We start from the raw sequence: 14,435 nt of genomic DNA, 5'->3' as shown, positions 1-14,435 counted from the left end.
GGTACCGGGCGGTGGAGTGCGATGGCACGGCCGTATTACGGATCATTGATGCGTACGGCGGCGGTTGCCTCCCCGGCACCAGGTGCTGGTGACGGCATGGCAGTTGGGGCACAGCAGCCGGAGGTTCCCGGCCCGGTCGTCGCTCCAGTCGCCATTGATGTGGTCGACCTCAAGCGTCATCGGCTTGCTGTGCCAGACCGGACCGGTGCGGCACCGGGCGCACTCCTCGGGAACGCCGGTCTCGCGCAGAGCCCGGCGCAGAATCGCTGTGCGGGTTCGGTGCTTGCCCTCGTGTTTCACGAGTACGTCCTCGGCCCGCTTCACCGGCGTCGGGCCGGCCTTGCCTCTCTGGTGGGCCTGCCCCAGGAAGTGTGTGGTTTCGGTACCGTCCTCAGTCGTCCACTGGCGCAACAACGTCCGTTGCCGACCGTTGTCCGGTCGGCCGAGCCGCCGCAGTGTGTCTGCGATGCTGAGGGAGTCCGTGACGGCTTGACGCACTTCTGCGGTGGTCGGCCGATTGCGCCGGCGGGATGAGAAGTGCGAGACGTCGATCTCGTAGTGCGCGAAGCGTTGCATCAAGTAGCGGCCGAGGCGTTCGTAGGGAGTCGCGCCCAGGAAAGCGATGACCTCGTCAATGGTCTGGCATCGTGCGGCAGCATCGACCAACAACTCCCGTGTATACCGCCGGGCTTGGGTCATCATCCCTCACCGTTGAGGTGTGGCGGGCTGAGGGCGGCTGTTCTGCGCACCTTTCCGTGTCCGCGATAAGTGTCCGTTGTTGAATGGCAATTGGGGCAAAGGAGCCGCAGGTTTTCGATGCGGTTGTTGCGCCAGTTGCCGTCGATGTGGTCGACCTCCAGAGCCAATGGGAGGTCTTGCCAGACGGGTCCGATTCCGCACAAGGCGCAGAGATCGCTGACGCCAAGGTCGTGCATCGCTCGCTTGAGACGCACGTGGGGCGTGCGCTTGGCGTGCGCTGAGTGCTCCTCCACCAGGATCTCCTGAGCCGACCGACGGCGTCGGTTGCCCCGCATGTTCTCCGTACGGGCCTGCGGAGTGAAGTGCGAGATGTCGATCCCCAGGGCGTGGATGCGACGGCTGATGTGCGTGTGCTGTCCACCTACGGGGGCGATCCCCAAGTGCCGTAGCACCTCGTACATGTTGGTTGAGGCTGCGGCGGCGGTTTCGAGGGCTTCCCTGGTCCACCGCACCCCTTCGCGCTCGAAGTGGGCGGTGTCGATTCCCAGCTTCTTCATCCGCTCCCGCAGGTATGCGCGCGACGAGCTCTTCGGGTCGACTCCGAGCTCGGTCAGCGCTTCGGACAGCGTCCTCGACGAGCTGGCTGCCTCCGCAAGACGCTCGCGGGTGTACGGGCTCACCGGCATGGCCCCCTCCGTATCCGGCCGCGCGTTCGCGGCCTCGCACGGATCAACGAACCTGTTATCGGATGGGCACGTCCGAAATACGGAAGGTGGTGCGCCACTTGGGCGGCCCGGTGGTCGCTGCGACTGTGACCGGTCGGGCCGCCCGTGGGCCGGGCTGCGGGTCAGAACTTCGGGCCGGGGGTCTGGGCCGCCACCAGTTCCGCCGCTTCCTCCTTCGTCTCCACCGACGGCGGGGAGCCCGCCAGGGGCTTCTGGGCCGTCTCCTTCATGCAGGCCACCGCGATGACGCCGACGAGCGCCGCCGCCATCGAGTAGTACGCCGGCATGAGGTTGTTGCCGGTCAGGCTGATGAGGCCGGTGATGACCAGGGGGGTCGTGCCGCCGAAGAGGGAGGCGGAGAGGTTGTAGCCGACCGACAGGGAGCCGTACCTGACGTTCGTCGGGAAGAGGGCCGGGAGCGCCGCCGACATGGTGCCCAGCAGGCAGACCAGGGAGAGGCCCAGCATCAGCATGCCGGCGATGATCGCGGGGACGCTGCCCTGCTTGATCAGGAGGAAGGACGGGAGCGAGAGGAAGAAGAAGCCGAGCATGCCCGTCATCAGCAGCGGCTTGCGGCCGAAGCGGTCGTTGAGGCGGCCGACCTGGTTGATGACCGCCATCAGGCAGATCATGACGCCCAGCAGGATGAGCAGGCCGTGTGTCTCGCTGTAGCCGAGTTCGTCGGAGAGGTACGTCGGCATGTAGGACAGCAGCATGTAGTCGGTGACGTTGTACGCGCCGACCAGGGCGATGCACAGGATCAGGGTCGGCCAGTACTGCCGGAAGATCTTGGCGAGGTCGCCCTTGGCGGTGGTCTCCACCGTGTCTGCGGCCTCGGAGGCGCGGGCGTTTTCGCTTTCCAGCTTCTGGAAGGCGGGGGTCTCGTCCAGGCGCATCCGGAGGTAGAGGCCGACGAGGCCGAGCGGGCCCGCGACCAGGAACGGGACGCGCCAGCCCCAGGCTTCCATGGCGTCGGAGCCGAGCCAGGCGGTGAGGGCGGTGACGAGGCCCGCGGCGCCGGTGTAGCCGGCGAGGGTGCCGAATTCGAGGAAGCTGCCGAAGAAGCCGCGGCGCTTGTCGGGGGCGTACTCGGCGATGAAGGTGGAGGCGCCGCCGTACTCGCCGCCCGTCGAGAAGCCCTGCACCAGGCGGAAGAAGATCAGCAGGAGGGGTGCCCAGAAGCCGATGGTGGCGTAGGACGGGATCAGGCCGATGGCGAACGTGCCGATGGCCATCAGGATCATCGTGAGGGCGAGGACCTTCTTGCGGCCGATCCTGTCGCCCATGGGTCCGAAGACCATGCCGCCGATGGGGCGTACCAGGAAGGCGACGGCGAAGGTCGCGAAGGAGGAGAGGAGCTGGACCGTGTCGTTCCCGGGTGGGAAGAAGACGTGGCCGATCGTCACCGCCAGGTAGCTGTAGATGCCGAAGTCGAACCATTCCATGGCGTTGCCGAGCGAGGCCGCTTTGACCGCCCGCTTGACCGCCGCGTCGTCGGTGACGGTGATGTCGGAGCGGCGCAGTGGCGGGTTCTTCCGTCTCCTGGCGGCGCGGAAGAGGGTGTGGTGGCGCTTGATCGCCTGGGGGTCGGCCCCGTGGTCGGGGCCGGGGCCGGTGGCCGCCATGGCAGGTTCCTTTCCTTGGACGTGTTTCCCATGTCCAAGTGGAACCTCTGCCTTTTATTTGACGGTGCAAACCAAGGTCCCCGGTTCCGGGACCTTGGTCACAGTTCTCAGATGCCGAGGTCCTTGATGATCTTGGCTACGTGGCCGGTCGCCTTCACGTTGTAGAAGGCGTGCTCGACCTTGCCCTCCTCGTCCACGACGACCGTCGAGCGGATCACGCCGGTCACCGTCTTGCCGTAGAGCTTCTTCTCGCCGAAGGCGCCGTACGCCGTGAGGACCTCCTTGGACGGGTCGCCGACCAGCGTGACCTTGAGGTCTTCCTTCTCGCGGAACTTCGCGAGCTTCTCCGGCTTGTCGGGGGAGACGCCGATGACGTCGTATCCGGCCTGGGCCAGCAGCTCCAGGTTGTCGGTGAAGTCGCAGGCCTGCTTGGTGCAGCCGGGGGTCAGGGCGGCCGGGTAGAAGTAGACGATGACCTTGCGGCCCTTGTGGGCGGCGAGGGAGACCTCGGTGCCGTCGGCGTCGGGCAGGGTGAAGTCGGGGGCGGTGTCGCCGGGCTGGAGTCGCTCGCTCATCAGGTCTGGTCTCCTCGTGCGGGATGTGGGATGTCGGATGTCGGGATGTCTGGGTAGGGGTAACGCGGTGACACGGTGACGCGAGGTGCGGCACAGGTACGGCCCCGAGCGTAATGGGGGTGCCGTGGGGTGCGGGACGGCCCCAGCTGACAGACTGTCGACGAAGAACCAACCGGATTCGGCCCACGACCACGGAGGCAGCGCAGTGTCGGATGCCAGGACCCCTGCGCAGATCGAGGCGGACATCAAGAGCCGGCGGGACCAGCTGGCCGTAACGCTCGACGAGATCGGGGTGCGGCTGCACCCGAAGACGATCGTCGGTGACGCGAAGGCCAGGGTCGCCTCGACCGTGGACCAGACCGCGGGCCGGGCGTTCGTCGCGGTGAACCGGACGGTGTCCGATGTGAAGGCGCAGTTCGTGTCGGAGGACGGGTCGCCGCGTCTTGAGCGGCTCGTTCCGGTGGCGCTGGTGGCCGTGGGGCTGGTGGGGCTGATCGCTCTGTCGACGCGCCGCAGGCGTGGCTGACCCTCCGGCTTACGACGGACGATCGGACAGGTAGGTTCGGGGCGTGAGCGAGAACACCACGCACGACAAGCTGCCCATCCGGATGCTGCACGACCGGGTGCTGGTCAGGTCAGACACCCCTGAGGGCGAGCGCCGCTCGGGCGGCGGCATTCTGATTCCGGCGACCGCGGCGGTCGGCAAGCGGCTGGCCTGGGCCGAGGTGGTAGCGGTCGGTCAGAACGTACGGACCGTGGAGCCGGGGGACCGGGTGCTGTACGACCCGGAGGACCGGGCCGAGGTCGAGGTGCGCGGCACTCCGTACGTACTGATGCGGGAGCGCGATCTGCATGCGGTGGCTTCCGAGCGGGTGTCGGAGGACTCGACCGGTCTGTACCTGTAGGTCCGGGGTCTGGGCGGGCAAGTGAGCAAGTGAGTATGCGGGCAGGGGCCGGTGACCGGAGTCACCGGCCCTTTCCGCTGGGTTTTGCTACGGTGGGAGCACCCCCGACGAGACGCGCCGTACCGGGTTGTAAGGCAAAGACGACGCACCCCGTTGATTCCGCGTTTCGTTTTCGGAGGTGCCGTCATGGCCTGGGTTCTGCTGGTTGTCGCCGGTCTGCTCGAAGTGGGCTGGTCGATCGGGATGAAGTACACCGACGGTTTCACGAGGCTCTGGCCCAGTGTGTTCACGGGTGCGGGGATCGTCGCGAGCATGGTGCTGCTGTCGCACGCCGCCAAGACGCTGCCGATCGGTACGGCGTACGGCGTGTGGGTCGGTATCGGTGCGGCCGGTGCGGCGGTGCTCGGCATGGTGGTGCTGGGTGAGCCGGCGACCGCCGCCCGGATCTTCTTCGTCTGTCTGCTGCTGGTGGCGGTGGTGGGGCTGAAGGCGACCTCGGGCCACTAGCGGGCCGGGGGGCCGTCGGCGCGTCAGGCGTGTCAGGCGTGTCAGGTGCGGCCGCGGCCGCCGTTCAGGAGGCCCTCGGAGGGGGTGCCGGTGGCGCCGCCTCCCGGCTCGGTGGCGCCGCCGGCGCCGGTTGTTCCGCCGTCGGTGGTGCCTGGGGTGCCTGTGGTGCTGTCCGCGCCGCGGGGGCCGCCCGTGCCGCCCGTATCGGGTGTGCCGCCGGTGCCGGTCGTGGCGTCGCCGGTGTCCGTGGTCCCGTCGTCGGTGGTGCCCCTGGTGCCCGGGGTGTTGCCCGGGCCGGTGGTGGTGCCGGTGTCCGTCGCGCCGCCCTGGTCCTGGCCGTCGGCCGGGCTCCGTGCCGGGTCCTCCGGGTTCTCGCTCGCCGAGGGTTCCTGCGGCTCCCCGGTGTCCGGCTGCCCGGACGAGGGGGCGGCCGATTCGTCCGAGCCGGGCGCCATCTCCAGTTCGAAGTCCCGTACCGGCTCGCCTTCGAGCGCGGCGGCCGTGAACTGGCCCCAGATCTGCGCGGGCGCGCCGCCGCCGTTGATGCGCGGCTGGCCGAGGGCTCCGTACAGCGACTTCTGTGTGCCCGTGTCCGGGTCCTGGCCCATGACGGCGACGACCGTCGCCAGGTCGGGCGTGTAGCCCGCGAACCAGGCGGCCTTGTCCTCCTCGGCGGTGCCGGTCTTGCCGGCGGCGGGGCGGCCCGCGGACTGGGCGGCCGTGCCCGTGCCGCCGTCGACGACGCTCCTGAGGATGGCCGTCGTGGTGTCGGCGGCCTCGCGGGAGATGCTCCGTCCGCCGCCCGTGTCCTGCTTCGGCAGGCTGATGTTCTGGCCGTTCTTGGTGATCTTCTCGACGATCGTGTACGTGCCGTGCTCGCCGTGGTTGGCGAGGGTCGCGTACGCCTCCGTCATGTCGAGGACGCTGGCGGTGGCGACGCCGAGGGCGATGGAGGGGTACGGGTCGAGGCTCGGGGTGTGCGCGGGGAGGCCGAGGGCCACGGCGGTCTTCTTGACCTCGGCGGGGCCGACGTCCTGTGCCATCTGCGCGTACACCGCGTTGATGGACTTGTCCGTGGCGGTACGCACGGTCACCGGACCGTACGAGCGCTGGTCCTCGTTCTCCGGGGCGTACCCGGTCGGCCCGGCGGGGCCTTCGACCATCCGCTCGTTGGTGCCGTCGTAGACGGTGTCCGGGGTGATCGGGCGGCCGTCCTGGGTGGTGGAGCTGTTCTCGACGGCCGAGGCGAAGACGAACGGCTTGAAGGTCGACCCGACTTGGTAGTCGCGGCGCGTCGCGTTGTTGACGTACTGCTTGGTGTAGTCGATTCCGCCGTACATCGCGACGACCTTGCCGCTCCCGGGGTCGATGGAGGCGCCGCCGACGCGTACGTTGCGGTCGGCCTTGCGGTCCTTGCTCGTCTGCGACATCACCTGGTCGCCTACGGCTTCGGCGAAGGCGTCCTGCTTGGACTTCTCCAGGGTCGTGGTGATGCGGTGGCCGCCGGTGGCCAGGGTGTCCTCGTCGATGATCCTGTTGCCGGTGAGGTAGTCCTTGACGGCCTGGACGATGTAGCCGCGCTGTCCGGAGAGGCCGGATGCGGGCCTGGCCTCCTGCGGAGCGGGGAACTCGGCCGCGGCGCGGTCGGCGGGGCTGAGCCAGTTCTCCTTCACCATGCCGTCGAGTACGTAGTTCCAGCGGTCCAGGGCGCCGGCCTTGTTCTCGGGGTGGGTGGCGGTGTCGTACGCGTTGGGGGCGTTGAGGAGCGAGGCGAGGTAGGCGCCCTCGAGGGTGGTGATCTCGTTGATGTTCTTGCCGTAGTACGCCTGGGCGGCGGCCTGGACGCCGTACGCGTTGCGCCCGAAGTAGCTGGTGTTCAGGTACCCCTCGAAGATCTCGCTCTTGGTCTCCTCGCTGTCGAGCTTGATCGCGATGAAGAACTCCTTCACCTTGCGGGTGACGGTCTGTTCCTGGCCGAGGTAGTAGTTCTTGACGTACTGCTGGGTGATGGTGGAGCCGGACTGCTTGCCCTTGCCGGTGAGGGTGTTCCAGCCGGCGCGCAGCATGGCCTGGGGGTCGACGGCCCGCTCGGAGTAGAAGTCGCGGTCCTCGGCGGCGAGTACGGCGTGCTGGACGGTCTTGGGGATGTGGGCGATCTTGACGTTCTCGCGGTTGATCTCGCCGTCGCGGGCGAGCTGGGAGCCGTCGGCGTAGAGGTAGACGTTGCTCTGGGCGGTGGCGGTGCTGTTGGCGGCCGGGATGTCGACGAGCGCGTAGCCCGCGGCGAACCCGCCGCACAGGAGCAGGCCCAGCAGCAGGAACGTACCGAGGAGCATGCGCCAGGTCGGGACCAGGCGGCGCAGGCCGGTGCGCCGGGGCCGGGGTTTCTTCCCCTTGGTCACCTTCTGCCCCTTCGTCTCCGCCTTCCCGTCCCCGCCCCCCGGGTTCTGGTGGGAAGGGTCCCGGGGCGCCCGCCCCTGGGGCTGCTGTGGCTCGTCGGTCATGTCTGTGGAGACTCCCTGGGCGGGGCCAGAGGTTCGTTCTCCGGCATAACGGTGTGGTATCAGGCGATTCGCCCGGTACGCCCATACTGCACGCACCCGGGACCAGTGCCCCGGTCCCCGGGCGGAAAACGCCTGCGGCGGATGACCCTGTTGGGCTAGGGTCGGGCGTTTTGGTGCCGGAAGCCAATCGAGGGGGTCGGTGTGCGTGTATACGCGGTGGTCGCGGCCGGCGGGTTCCGCCGTCACGCGGCGTACCGGGTGGCCACGGCGGCCGGGGTGTTCACCAACACCGTCTTCGGCTTCATCGTGGCGTACACCTTCACGGCCCTGTGGGACGAGCGTCCGCACCTGGGCGGGTACGACCTGTCGCAGGCCCTCACCTATGTGTGGCTGGGGCAGGCGCTGCTGATGACCGCCGCCATGATGGGCGGCGGTTTCGAGGACGAGCTGATCGAGCGGATCCGTACCGGCGACATCGCGATCGACCTCTACCGCCCCGCCGACCTCCAGCTCTTCTGGCTGGCGGGCGACCTGGGGCGGGCCGCCTTCCACCTCCTGGGGCGCGGTGTCGTCCCGATGGCGCTCGGCGCGCTCGCCTTCGATCTGGCGCTGCCCGCCGATCCGCTGGTGTGGGCCGCGTTCCTGGCCGCCGTCGCGCTCGGCGTCGTCGTCAGTTTCGCGATCCGGTTCCTGGTGGCGCTGTCCGCGTTCTGGCTGCTCGACGGGGCGGGCGTGGCGCAGATCACCTGGCTCGCCGGTCTCTTCTTCTCCGGAATGGTGCTGCCGCTCACCCTCTTCCCCGGCGCCCTGGGCACGCTCGCGCGGGCGCTGCCCTGGTCGTCGCTGCTCCAGATCCCGGCCGACGTCTTCCTCGGCAAGCACACGGGGTGGGGCCTGGTGCGGGCGTACGCCTTCCAGATCGGCTGGGCGGCGGCGCTGCTGACGGCCGGGCGGCTGCTCCAGTCGGTGGCCACGCGCAGGGTGGTGGTCCAGGGTGGCTGAGGTGACCGGGGCGAGCGAAACCGCCGGGGCGGCCGGGGCGGCCGGGACCGCCGGGGCCGCCGGGGCCGCCGGGGCCGCCGGGGCCGCCGGTCCGGCCGGTCCGGCCGGGCCCGTCGGGCAGCTGCGGTCCGGCGTCAGGGCGTACGGGCTGATCGCGGCGATGTGGATCCGCTCGACGATGGCGTACCGCGCGTCCTTCGTGATGACGGCGTTCGGCAACTTCGCGGCGACCGGCCTCGACTTCGTCGGCATCCTGCTGATGTTCTCCCACGTGGACGCGCTGGGCGGCTACACGCTGCCGGAGGTGGCCTTCCTCTACGGGACGGCGGGCACGGCCTTCGGCCTCTCGGACCTGGTGATGGGCTCGATGGACCGGCTGGGGCGCCGGGTGCGCGACGGCACGCTGGACACCCTGCTCGTACGCCCCGTCCCGGTCCTCGCGCAGATCGCGGCCGACCGTTTCGCGCTGCGCAGGCTGGGGCGGATCACGCAGGGCCTGCTGGTGCTCGGGTACGCGCTGGTGGCGCTGGACATCGCGTGGACGCCGCTGAAGGTCCTCATGCTGCCGGTGATGGTCCTCAGCGGGGCGGCGGTCTTCTCGGCGGTGTTCGTGGCCGGGGCGGCGTTCCAGTTCTGGGCGCAGGACGCGTCCGAGGTGCAGAACTCCTTCACGTACGGCGGCACCACACTGCTCCAGTACCCGCCGACGGTCTTCGCGAAGGACCTGGTGCGCGGGGTGACGTTCGTGCTGCCGCTGGCCTTCGTCAACTGGCTTCCGGCGCTGTACGTGCTGGACCGTCCCTACCCGCTCGACCTGCCGTCCTGGCTCGCCTTCCTGCCGCCGCTGGTGGCGGTGGTGTGCTGTGCGCTGGCCGGGGCGGCGTGGCGGGTGGGCCTTCGTTCGTACCGCAGCACGGGGAGCTGACACGTCATGGAGACGGATTTCACCGGCCACGAGGGCTTCATCGAGCTGGACGGCGTCGAGAAGGTCTTCGACGTACGCCGCAGGAAGGGCCGGCTGCGGCGCGAGAAGACGCAGGTGCGGGCGGTCGACGGGATCAGCTTCTCGGTGACGCGCGGCGAGATGGTCGGCTATATCGGGCCGAACGGCGCGGGCAAGTCCACCACCATCAAGATGCTGACCGGCATCCTGACGCCGAGCGGCGGCCGCGTGCGGGTGGCGGGCATCGACCCGGCGCGGGAGCGGACGCGGCTGGCACAGCGGATCGGGGTGGTGTTCGGGCAGCGCACGACGCTGTGGTGGGACCTGCCGCTGCGGGACTCGTACCGTCTGATGCACCGCATGTACCGGATCCCGGACGAGCGTTTCAAGGCGAACATGGCGCGCTGCGTCGACCTCCTCGACCTGGGCGGGCTGCTGGACGTGCCGGTGCGGCAGCTGTCGCTGGGGCAGCGGATGCGGGGCGACATCGCGGCGGCGCTGCTGCACGATCCCGAGGTGCTGTACCTCGACGAGCCGACGATCGGTCTGGACGTCGTCTCGAAGGCCAAGGTCCGTGACTTCCTGCGGGACCTGAACGCGGAGCGCGGCACGACGGTCCTGCTGACGACGCACGACCTGACCGATATCGAACAGCTGTGCAAACGCGTGATGGTCATCGACCACGGACGCCTGGTGTACGACGGCACGCCGGGCGGGCTGCACGAGGTGGGCGAGAGCGAGCGGACCCTGGTCGTGGACCTGGAGCGCGAGCTCCCGCCGGTCGAGGTGGCGGGCGCGCGGGTGGTGAAGGTGGAGGGGCCGAGGCAGTGGCTGGCGTTCCCGGCGTCGGTCTCGGCGGCGCCGCTGGTGGCGGCGGTGGCCCAGAGGTATCCGCTGGTGGACCTGTCGGTGCGGGAGCCGGACATCGAGGCGGTGATCGCGAAGATGTACGCGGACCGATCGGCGCTCTGAACACTGGGATGCGGCACCGCAGTTGACTAGTCTGGACGTATGACCAGTGGACTTCCGGAAATGCGCGCCTCCGACGCCGAGCGCGAACGGGTCGCCGAGGTGCTGCGCGACGCGGTCGCCGAGGGGCGGCTGGACATGGAGGAGTTCGACCAGCGCCTCGACGCCGTGTACAAGGCGCGTACGCACGGTGAGCTGGAGCCGCTGGTGCGTGACCTGCCGGCGCCGGGCACGGGCGGCCCGGTCGCGCCGGACGGGGCCTTTGCCCCCTCCTCCGGTGCGCGGGTCTCCTGGCGGGACCGGATCGGCGGGCCGGCCACGTCGAGGGGCGCCTTCGCCTTCTGGGGCGGTTTCGGGCGCAAGGGCACGTGGACGGTCGGCCGGAGGTTCACGGCGTTCGCGATGATGGGCGGCGGCGAGATCGACCTGCGCGAGGCGCGCTTCGAGGAGCGCGACACCGTGATCCGCTGTTTCGCGATCATGGGCGGCCTGGTGGTCACGGTGCCGCCCGGCCTGGACGTGAACGTCAAGGGCTTCGGCTTCATGGGCGGTTTCGGCGACCTGGCGGAGAAGTCGTCGCAGCCGCCCGAGCCGGTGGCACCGGACTCGCCGCGCGTGACGGTCACCGGGTTCGCGCTGATGGGCGGGGTGGGTGTGGAACGCAAGGTCACGCGCGCCGAGAAGCAGCGCCTCAAGGAGGCGCGCAAGCAGGAGAAGCTGGCGAAGAAGGCCGAGACCGACCGCAAGGAGCTCGGCTGACCCCGCGTGACGACGTCGCGTCGTGCGCGCACGAGGTGTGAGGACGCGTACGGGGCCGACGCGACGACGTCACGGACGGGCGGACGGGCGGCGGCCTCACACTCCGGCCGGTGCCGTGCTCCTGTTCAGGCTCGCGAGGTCGAACGCCATGCCCATGCGCCGGTACCCCGCGTCGCTCGGGTGCAGGTGATCACCCGAGTCGTACGCCGGAAGGAGCCGGTCCGGGGCGTACGGGTCGCGCAGGGCCCGGTCGAAGTCCACGACCGCGTCGAAGATGCCGCCCGTACGGATCGTCTCGTTCACCTGGTCCCGCACCGCTTCGAGCTGCGGAGTGTGCGCCCGCGTCCCCTCGAAGGGCATCACCGTCGCCCCGATCACGCGCAGGCCGCGCACCCGCGCCTGGCGCGCGAGCTGCTCCAGGCCCGCCGTGATGCGCGCCGCGTCCAGCTCGTGCGGCGGCCGGAGGATGTCGTTGATGCCGAGGACGATGACGACCGCCTTCGCGCCGGAGCGCGACAGCACGTCACGGTCGAAGCGGGCGAGGCCGCTGGGGCCGACCCCGTCGCTGAGCAGCCGGTTTCCGCTGATCCCCTGGTTGAGTACGCCGTAGCGCCCGTCGAGGCGGTCGGCGAGCACGTCCGTCCAGCGGCGGTTCGCGCCGGCCGTGGAGGTGACGCCGTCGGTGATCGAGTCGCCGATGACGACGACCGAGCCCTCGGCCTTGCCGCTGAGGACGTCGACGGCGGTGAGGTAGCGCCAGTACGGCGTCTGCCCGGTGTAGGCGTCACCGCGCGGGTCCTCCGTACGGTCGCCCTCCGCGACGTACGACGTCTGGCGGGCCCGGGGGTGGTGCGTGACCGGGCCGCTGGGTGTGGGGGAGTAGGTGGTGACGAGCAGGTCCGCGTCGTGCGGGACCTTCAGCAGGGCGGAGTCGCTGACGACCTGCCCGCCGGCCGGGATCACGACCGAGGGGGAGCCGCCGAAGAGCAGCCGGCGCATGGTGCCGTTCGCGGCGGTCGGGGCGCCGGGGGTGGCGGCGACGGCGATCGAGGCGTGCGTGATGCGCAGCGGCTGGGTGCCGAAGAGGTTGGAGAGGGTGATGCGGGCACTGGTGCCACCGATGCTGGTGTGCACGACGTTACGCAGGGAGCGCCCCGGGAACCCTTGTTCCGTGCCGGGCTCGGCCAGGGCGGGCGCGGTGGACCAGGTGCCGATCCAGGAGGCGGAGGTGGCGGGTGCCGCGGAACGGAGCGGCGTACGGGGCTGGGCCCGGGGGTCGTCGGCGGGACCGCCGAGCATCGCTGTGGCGAATATGGCCCCGGAAACCAGGACCACCACCGCGGCGAGCGCGGCGAGCACGGCATAACCGTTGCGCTTGGTCATGCTCGGTGTATCTCCTCGGGCGCAGGGAGCCCGAGGCTCCGTTCGAACTCATTCAATGATGCGCCATTGCACCTCCCTGGTAGACGTCGGGAACTCGCAGTGCGTTCCACGAGTAGGTCAGGTAGGGAAAATACGTACGAGATGGTGCGTGCGAGGCGAACGGGTGGAGCGGATGGATCGTAACGAAAAGGGAACTGACGACATGTCCGGCAAGGAGAAATCTGCCCGCGCGACCTCCCCGCCGCCCACGCCCCTGCCCGCGTCTTCGTCCGCGTCTTCCTCCTCGCCCCCGTCCGCCCCCCTCCCGCCCTTCGCGTACAGCGCGGCCGACGAGGAGAAGCGCCAGGGCGTGCGCCGCATGAAGGCGACGGCCACCGGGCTGCTGCTCCTGGTCGCGCTGGTCTACGTACTCGCCACCTGGGCGGAGCGGTCGGGCGTCGGCGGCTGGCCGGCGTACGTCGCGGCGGCGGCCGAGGCGGGCATGGTGGGCGCGCTCGCCGACTGGTTCGCCGTGACGGCCCTCTTCAAACGCCCGATGGGCCTGCCCATCCCGCACACCGCGATCATCCCGACGAAGAAGGACCAGCTGGGCACCACGCTCGGTTCCTTCGTCGGCGAGAACTTCCTCTCCGAGGGCGTCGTACGCGCCCGCCTGCGCGCCATCGGCATCGGCAGCCGCGTCGGTGCCTGGCTGGCGGAGCCGGCCCACGCCGACCGCGTGACGGAGGAGCTCTCCACGGCCCTGCGCGGCGCGCTGACCGTCCTGCGCGACTCCGACGTCCAGGCGGTCGTCGGCGAGGCGATCACGCGGCGCGCGGACGCCGCGGAGATCGCCCCGGGGATCGGGAAGGCCCTGGAGAACGTCGTCGCGGACGGCGCGCACGACCGCGCGGTCGACCTGGTCTGCGCGCGCGCCCACGACTGGCTGGTGCTGCACGTGGACTCGGTGATGGACGCGGTGCAGGGCGGGGCGCCGGGCTGGACGCCGCGCTTCGTGGACAGGAAGGTCGGCGAACGCGTCTACAAGGAGCTGCTGCGCTTCATCTCCGAGATGCGCGACATGCCGGACCACCCGGCGCGCGGCGCGATCGACCGCTTCCTGACGGACTTCGCGTCCGACCTCCAGTCGGACACGGACACGCGGGCCAAGGTGGAGCGGCTGAAGTCGGAGATCCTGGGGCGGGGGGAGGTCCAGGACGTGATCGCCTCGGCCTGGGCGTCCGTACGCGCCATGATCATCTCGGCGGCGGAGGACGAGCAGAGCGAACTGCGCCTGCGGGTAAGGGCCTCGCTGCTCTCGCTGGGCGCGCGGCTGGCGACGGACAGGCGGCTTCAGGAGAAGCTGGAGGGGTGGGTGGAGGGCGCGGCGGTGTACGTGGTGACGACGTACCGCGGCGAGATCACTTCGCTGATCAGTGACACGGTCGCGGGCTGGGACGCGGAGCAGACGTCGAAGAAGATCGAGGCGCACATCGGGCGGGACCTGCAGTTCATCAGGATCAACGGCACGGTGGTGGGGGCGCTGGCGGGGCTGCTGATCCACACGGTGTCTCACGCGGTGGGCGGTTAGGCCGGCGGGCACCGGGGCCCGGGCCCCGGTGGCCCGGGGATACGCACCGGGCGCGTGACCGCCTGTCGTCGGTCACGCGCCCGGCCCACTGGGGGAGTTGCCCGGTAGTACGTGCGGCGGCCTCCGCGTGTTCAGCGGCGCCCCGCCGTCCGCCCTGCTTCTCCGCTGCCCGTTACGTGGGAGGGCTGGCACCACCTCGACAGCGCCGAGCGCGCGCTGGGCGCCGCCGAGGGGCGCGAGCGCGTGAAGATCGTCGAACGCGAGGCGAT

14 protein-coding genes and 1 riboswitch are annotated in these 14,435 nt (G+C 70.2%); of the genes, 8 read left to right on the top strand and 6 right to left on the bottom strand.

The genetic code is table 11. From position 1 onward, the window contains the following. Positions 1 to 42: 42 nt before the first annotated feature. The 4 genes from ACWD0Y_RS17455 to bcp form a co-directional block, all read right to left on the bottom strand. Positions 43 to 699 (bottom strand): HNH endonuclease, encoded by a 657-nt coding sequence (locus ACWD0Y_RS17455; RefSeq protein WP_450261264.1) that lies wholly within the window; start codon positions 697 to 699, stop codon positions 43 to 45. Beyond that, positions 699 to 1,385, bottom strand: a complete 687-nt coding sequence (locus tag ACWD0Y_RS17450; RefSeq protein ID WP_450261220.1) for an HNH endonuclease signature motif containing protein — start codon at positions 1,383 to 1,385, stop codon at positions 699 to 701. The genes ACWD0Y_RS17455 and ACWD0Y_RS17450 overlap by 1 nt, the downstream gene beginning before the upstream one ends. A 161-nt stretch (positions 1,386 to 1,546) precedes the next feature. Then, positions 1,547 to 3,049: a glycine betaine/L-proline transporter ProP gene (proP, locus tag ACWD0Y_RS17445; RefSeq protein ID WP_450261219.1), complete on the bottom strand. Its 1,503-nt coding sequence runs from the start codon at positions 3,047 to 3,049 to the stop codon at positions 1,547 to 1,549. Between the two features lie 107 nt (positions 3,050 to 3,156). Next, complete coding sequence (gene bcp, locus ACWD0Y_RS17440) at positions 3,157 to 3,624, bottom strand: thioredoxin-dependent thiol peroxidase (protein ID WP_450261218.1); 468 nt, start codon at positions 3,622 to 3,624, stop codon at positions 3,157 to 3,159. 205 nt (positions 3,625 to 3,829) lie between these two features. On the opposite strand from bcp, the gene ACWD0Y_RS17435 reads away from it, so the two are divergent. From ACWD0Y_RS17435 to ACWD0Y_RS17425, 3 genes are all read left to right on the top strand, one after another. Further along, entirely contained in the window at positions 3,830 to 4,150 is a 321-nt protein-coding gene (locus tag ACWD0Y_RS17435) for a DUF3618 domain-containing protein (protein WP_450261217.1), read from the top strand. 43 nt (positions 4,151 to 4,193) lie between these two features. After that, on the top strand, positions 4,194 to 4,529 hold the full coding sequence (locus tag ACWD0Y_RS17430) for a GroES family chaperonin (protein WP_093800676.1): 336 nt from the start codon (positions 4,194 to 4,196) through the stop codon (positions 4,527 to 4,529). 81 nt (positions 4,530 to 4,610) lie between these two features. Next, a riboswitch (guanidine-III (ykkC-III) riboswitch) is annotated at positions 4,611 to 4,679 on the top strand. A 36-nt stretch (positions 4,680 to 4,715) separates the two neighbouring features. After that, positions 4,716 to 5,036: a DMT family transporter gene (locus tag ACWD0Y_RS17425; RefSeq protein WP_093800677.1), complete on the top strand. Its 321-nt coding sequence runs from the start codon at positions 4,716 to 4,718 to the stop codon at positions 5,034 to 5,036. A gap of 41 nt (positions 5,037 to 5,077) precedes the next feature. Here the strand turns inward: ACWD0Y_RS17425 and ACWD0Y_RS17420 are convergent, their stop codons facing one another. Next, a complete protein-coding gene (locus tag ACWD0Y_RS17420) occupies positions 5,078 to 7,540 on the bottom strand; it encodes a transglycosylase domain-containing protein (protein ID WP_450261216.1) in 2,463 nt (820 codons plus the stop codon). A 201-nt stretch (positions 7,541 to 7,741) separates the two neighbouring features. Between ACWD0Y_RS17420 and ACWD0Y_RS17415 the strand changes: the two genes are divergently transcribed. From ACWD0Y_RS17415 to ACWD0Y_RS17400, 4 genes are all read left to right on the top strand, one after another. Then, on the top strand, positions 7,742 to 8,542 hold the full coding sequence (locus ACWD0Y_RS17415) for an ABC transporter permease (RefSeq protein WP_450261215.1): 801 nt from the start codon (positions 7,742 to 7,744) through the stop codon (positions 8,540 to 8,542). Between the two features lie 121 nt (positions 8,543 to 8,663). Next, the gene (locus ACWD0Y_RS17410; protein WP_450261263.1) at positions 8,664 to 9,467 is read left to right on the top strand and encodes an ABC transporter permease; all 804 of its coding nucleotides are present in this window, start codon (positions 8,664 to 8,666) and stop codon (positions 9,465 to 9,467) included. A 6-nt stretch (positions 9,468 to 9,473) separates the two neighbouring features. Next, positions 9,474 to 10,457 (top strand): ABC transporter ATP-binding protein, encoded by a 984-nt coding sequence (locus ACWD0Y_RS17405; protein WP_450261214.1) that lies wholly within the window; start codon positions 9,474 to 9,476, stop codon positions 10,455 to 10,457. Positions 10,458 to 10,496: 39 nt separating this feature from the next. Continuing rightward, positions 10,497 to 11,213, top strand: coding sequence for a DUF1707 SHOCT-like domain-containing protein (locus tag ACWD0Y_RS17400; RefSeq protein WP_450261213.1), 717 nt, complete (start codon positions 10,497 to 10,499; stop codon positions 11,211 to 11,213). A gap of 96 nt (positions 11,214 to 11,309) precedes the next feature. On the opposite strand, the gene ACWD0Y_RS17395 is transcribed toward ACWD0Y_RS17400, so the two are convergent. Beyond that, the gene (locus ACWD0Y_RS17395) at positions 11,310 to 12,596 is read right to left on the bottom strand and encodes an SGNH/GDSL hydrolase family protein (protein ID WP_450261212.1); all 1,287 of its coding nucleotides are present in this window, start codon (positions 12,594 to 12,596) and stop codon (positions 11,310 to 11,312) included. Positions 12,597 to 12,798: 202 nt separating this feature from the next. On the opposite strand from ACWD0Y_RS17395, the gene ACWD0Y_RS17390 reads away from it, so the two are divergent. After that, the gene (locus tag ACWD0Y_RS17390; RefSeq protein WP_450261211.1) at positions 12,799 to 14,166 is read left to right on the top strand and encodes a DUF445 domain-containing protein; all 1,368 of its coding nucleotides are present in this window, start codon (positions 12,799 to 12,801) and stop codon (positions 14,164 to 14,166) included. Positions 14,167 to 14,435: the final 269 nt, after the last annotated feature.

Source organism: Streptomyces altiplanensis (genome assembly GCF_053591575.1).
This window is presented reverse-complemented; position numbering and strand designations above follow the sequence as displayed.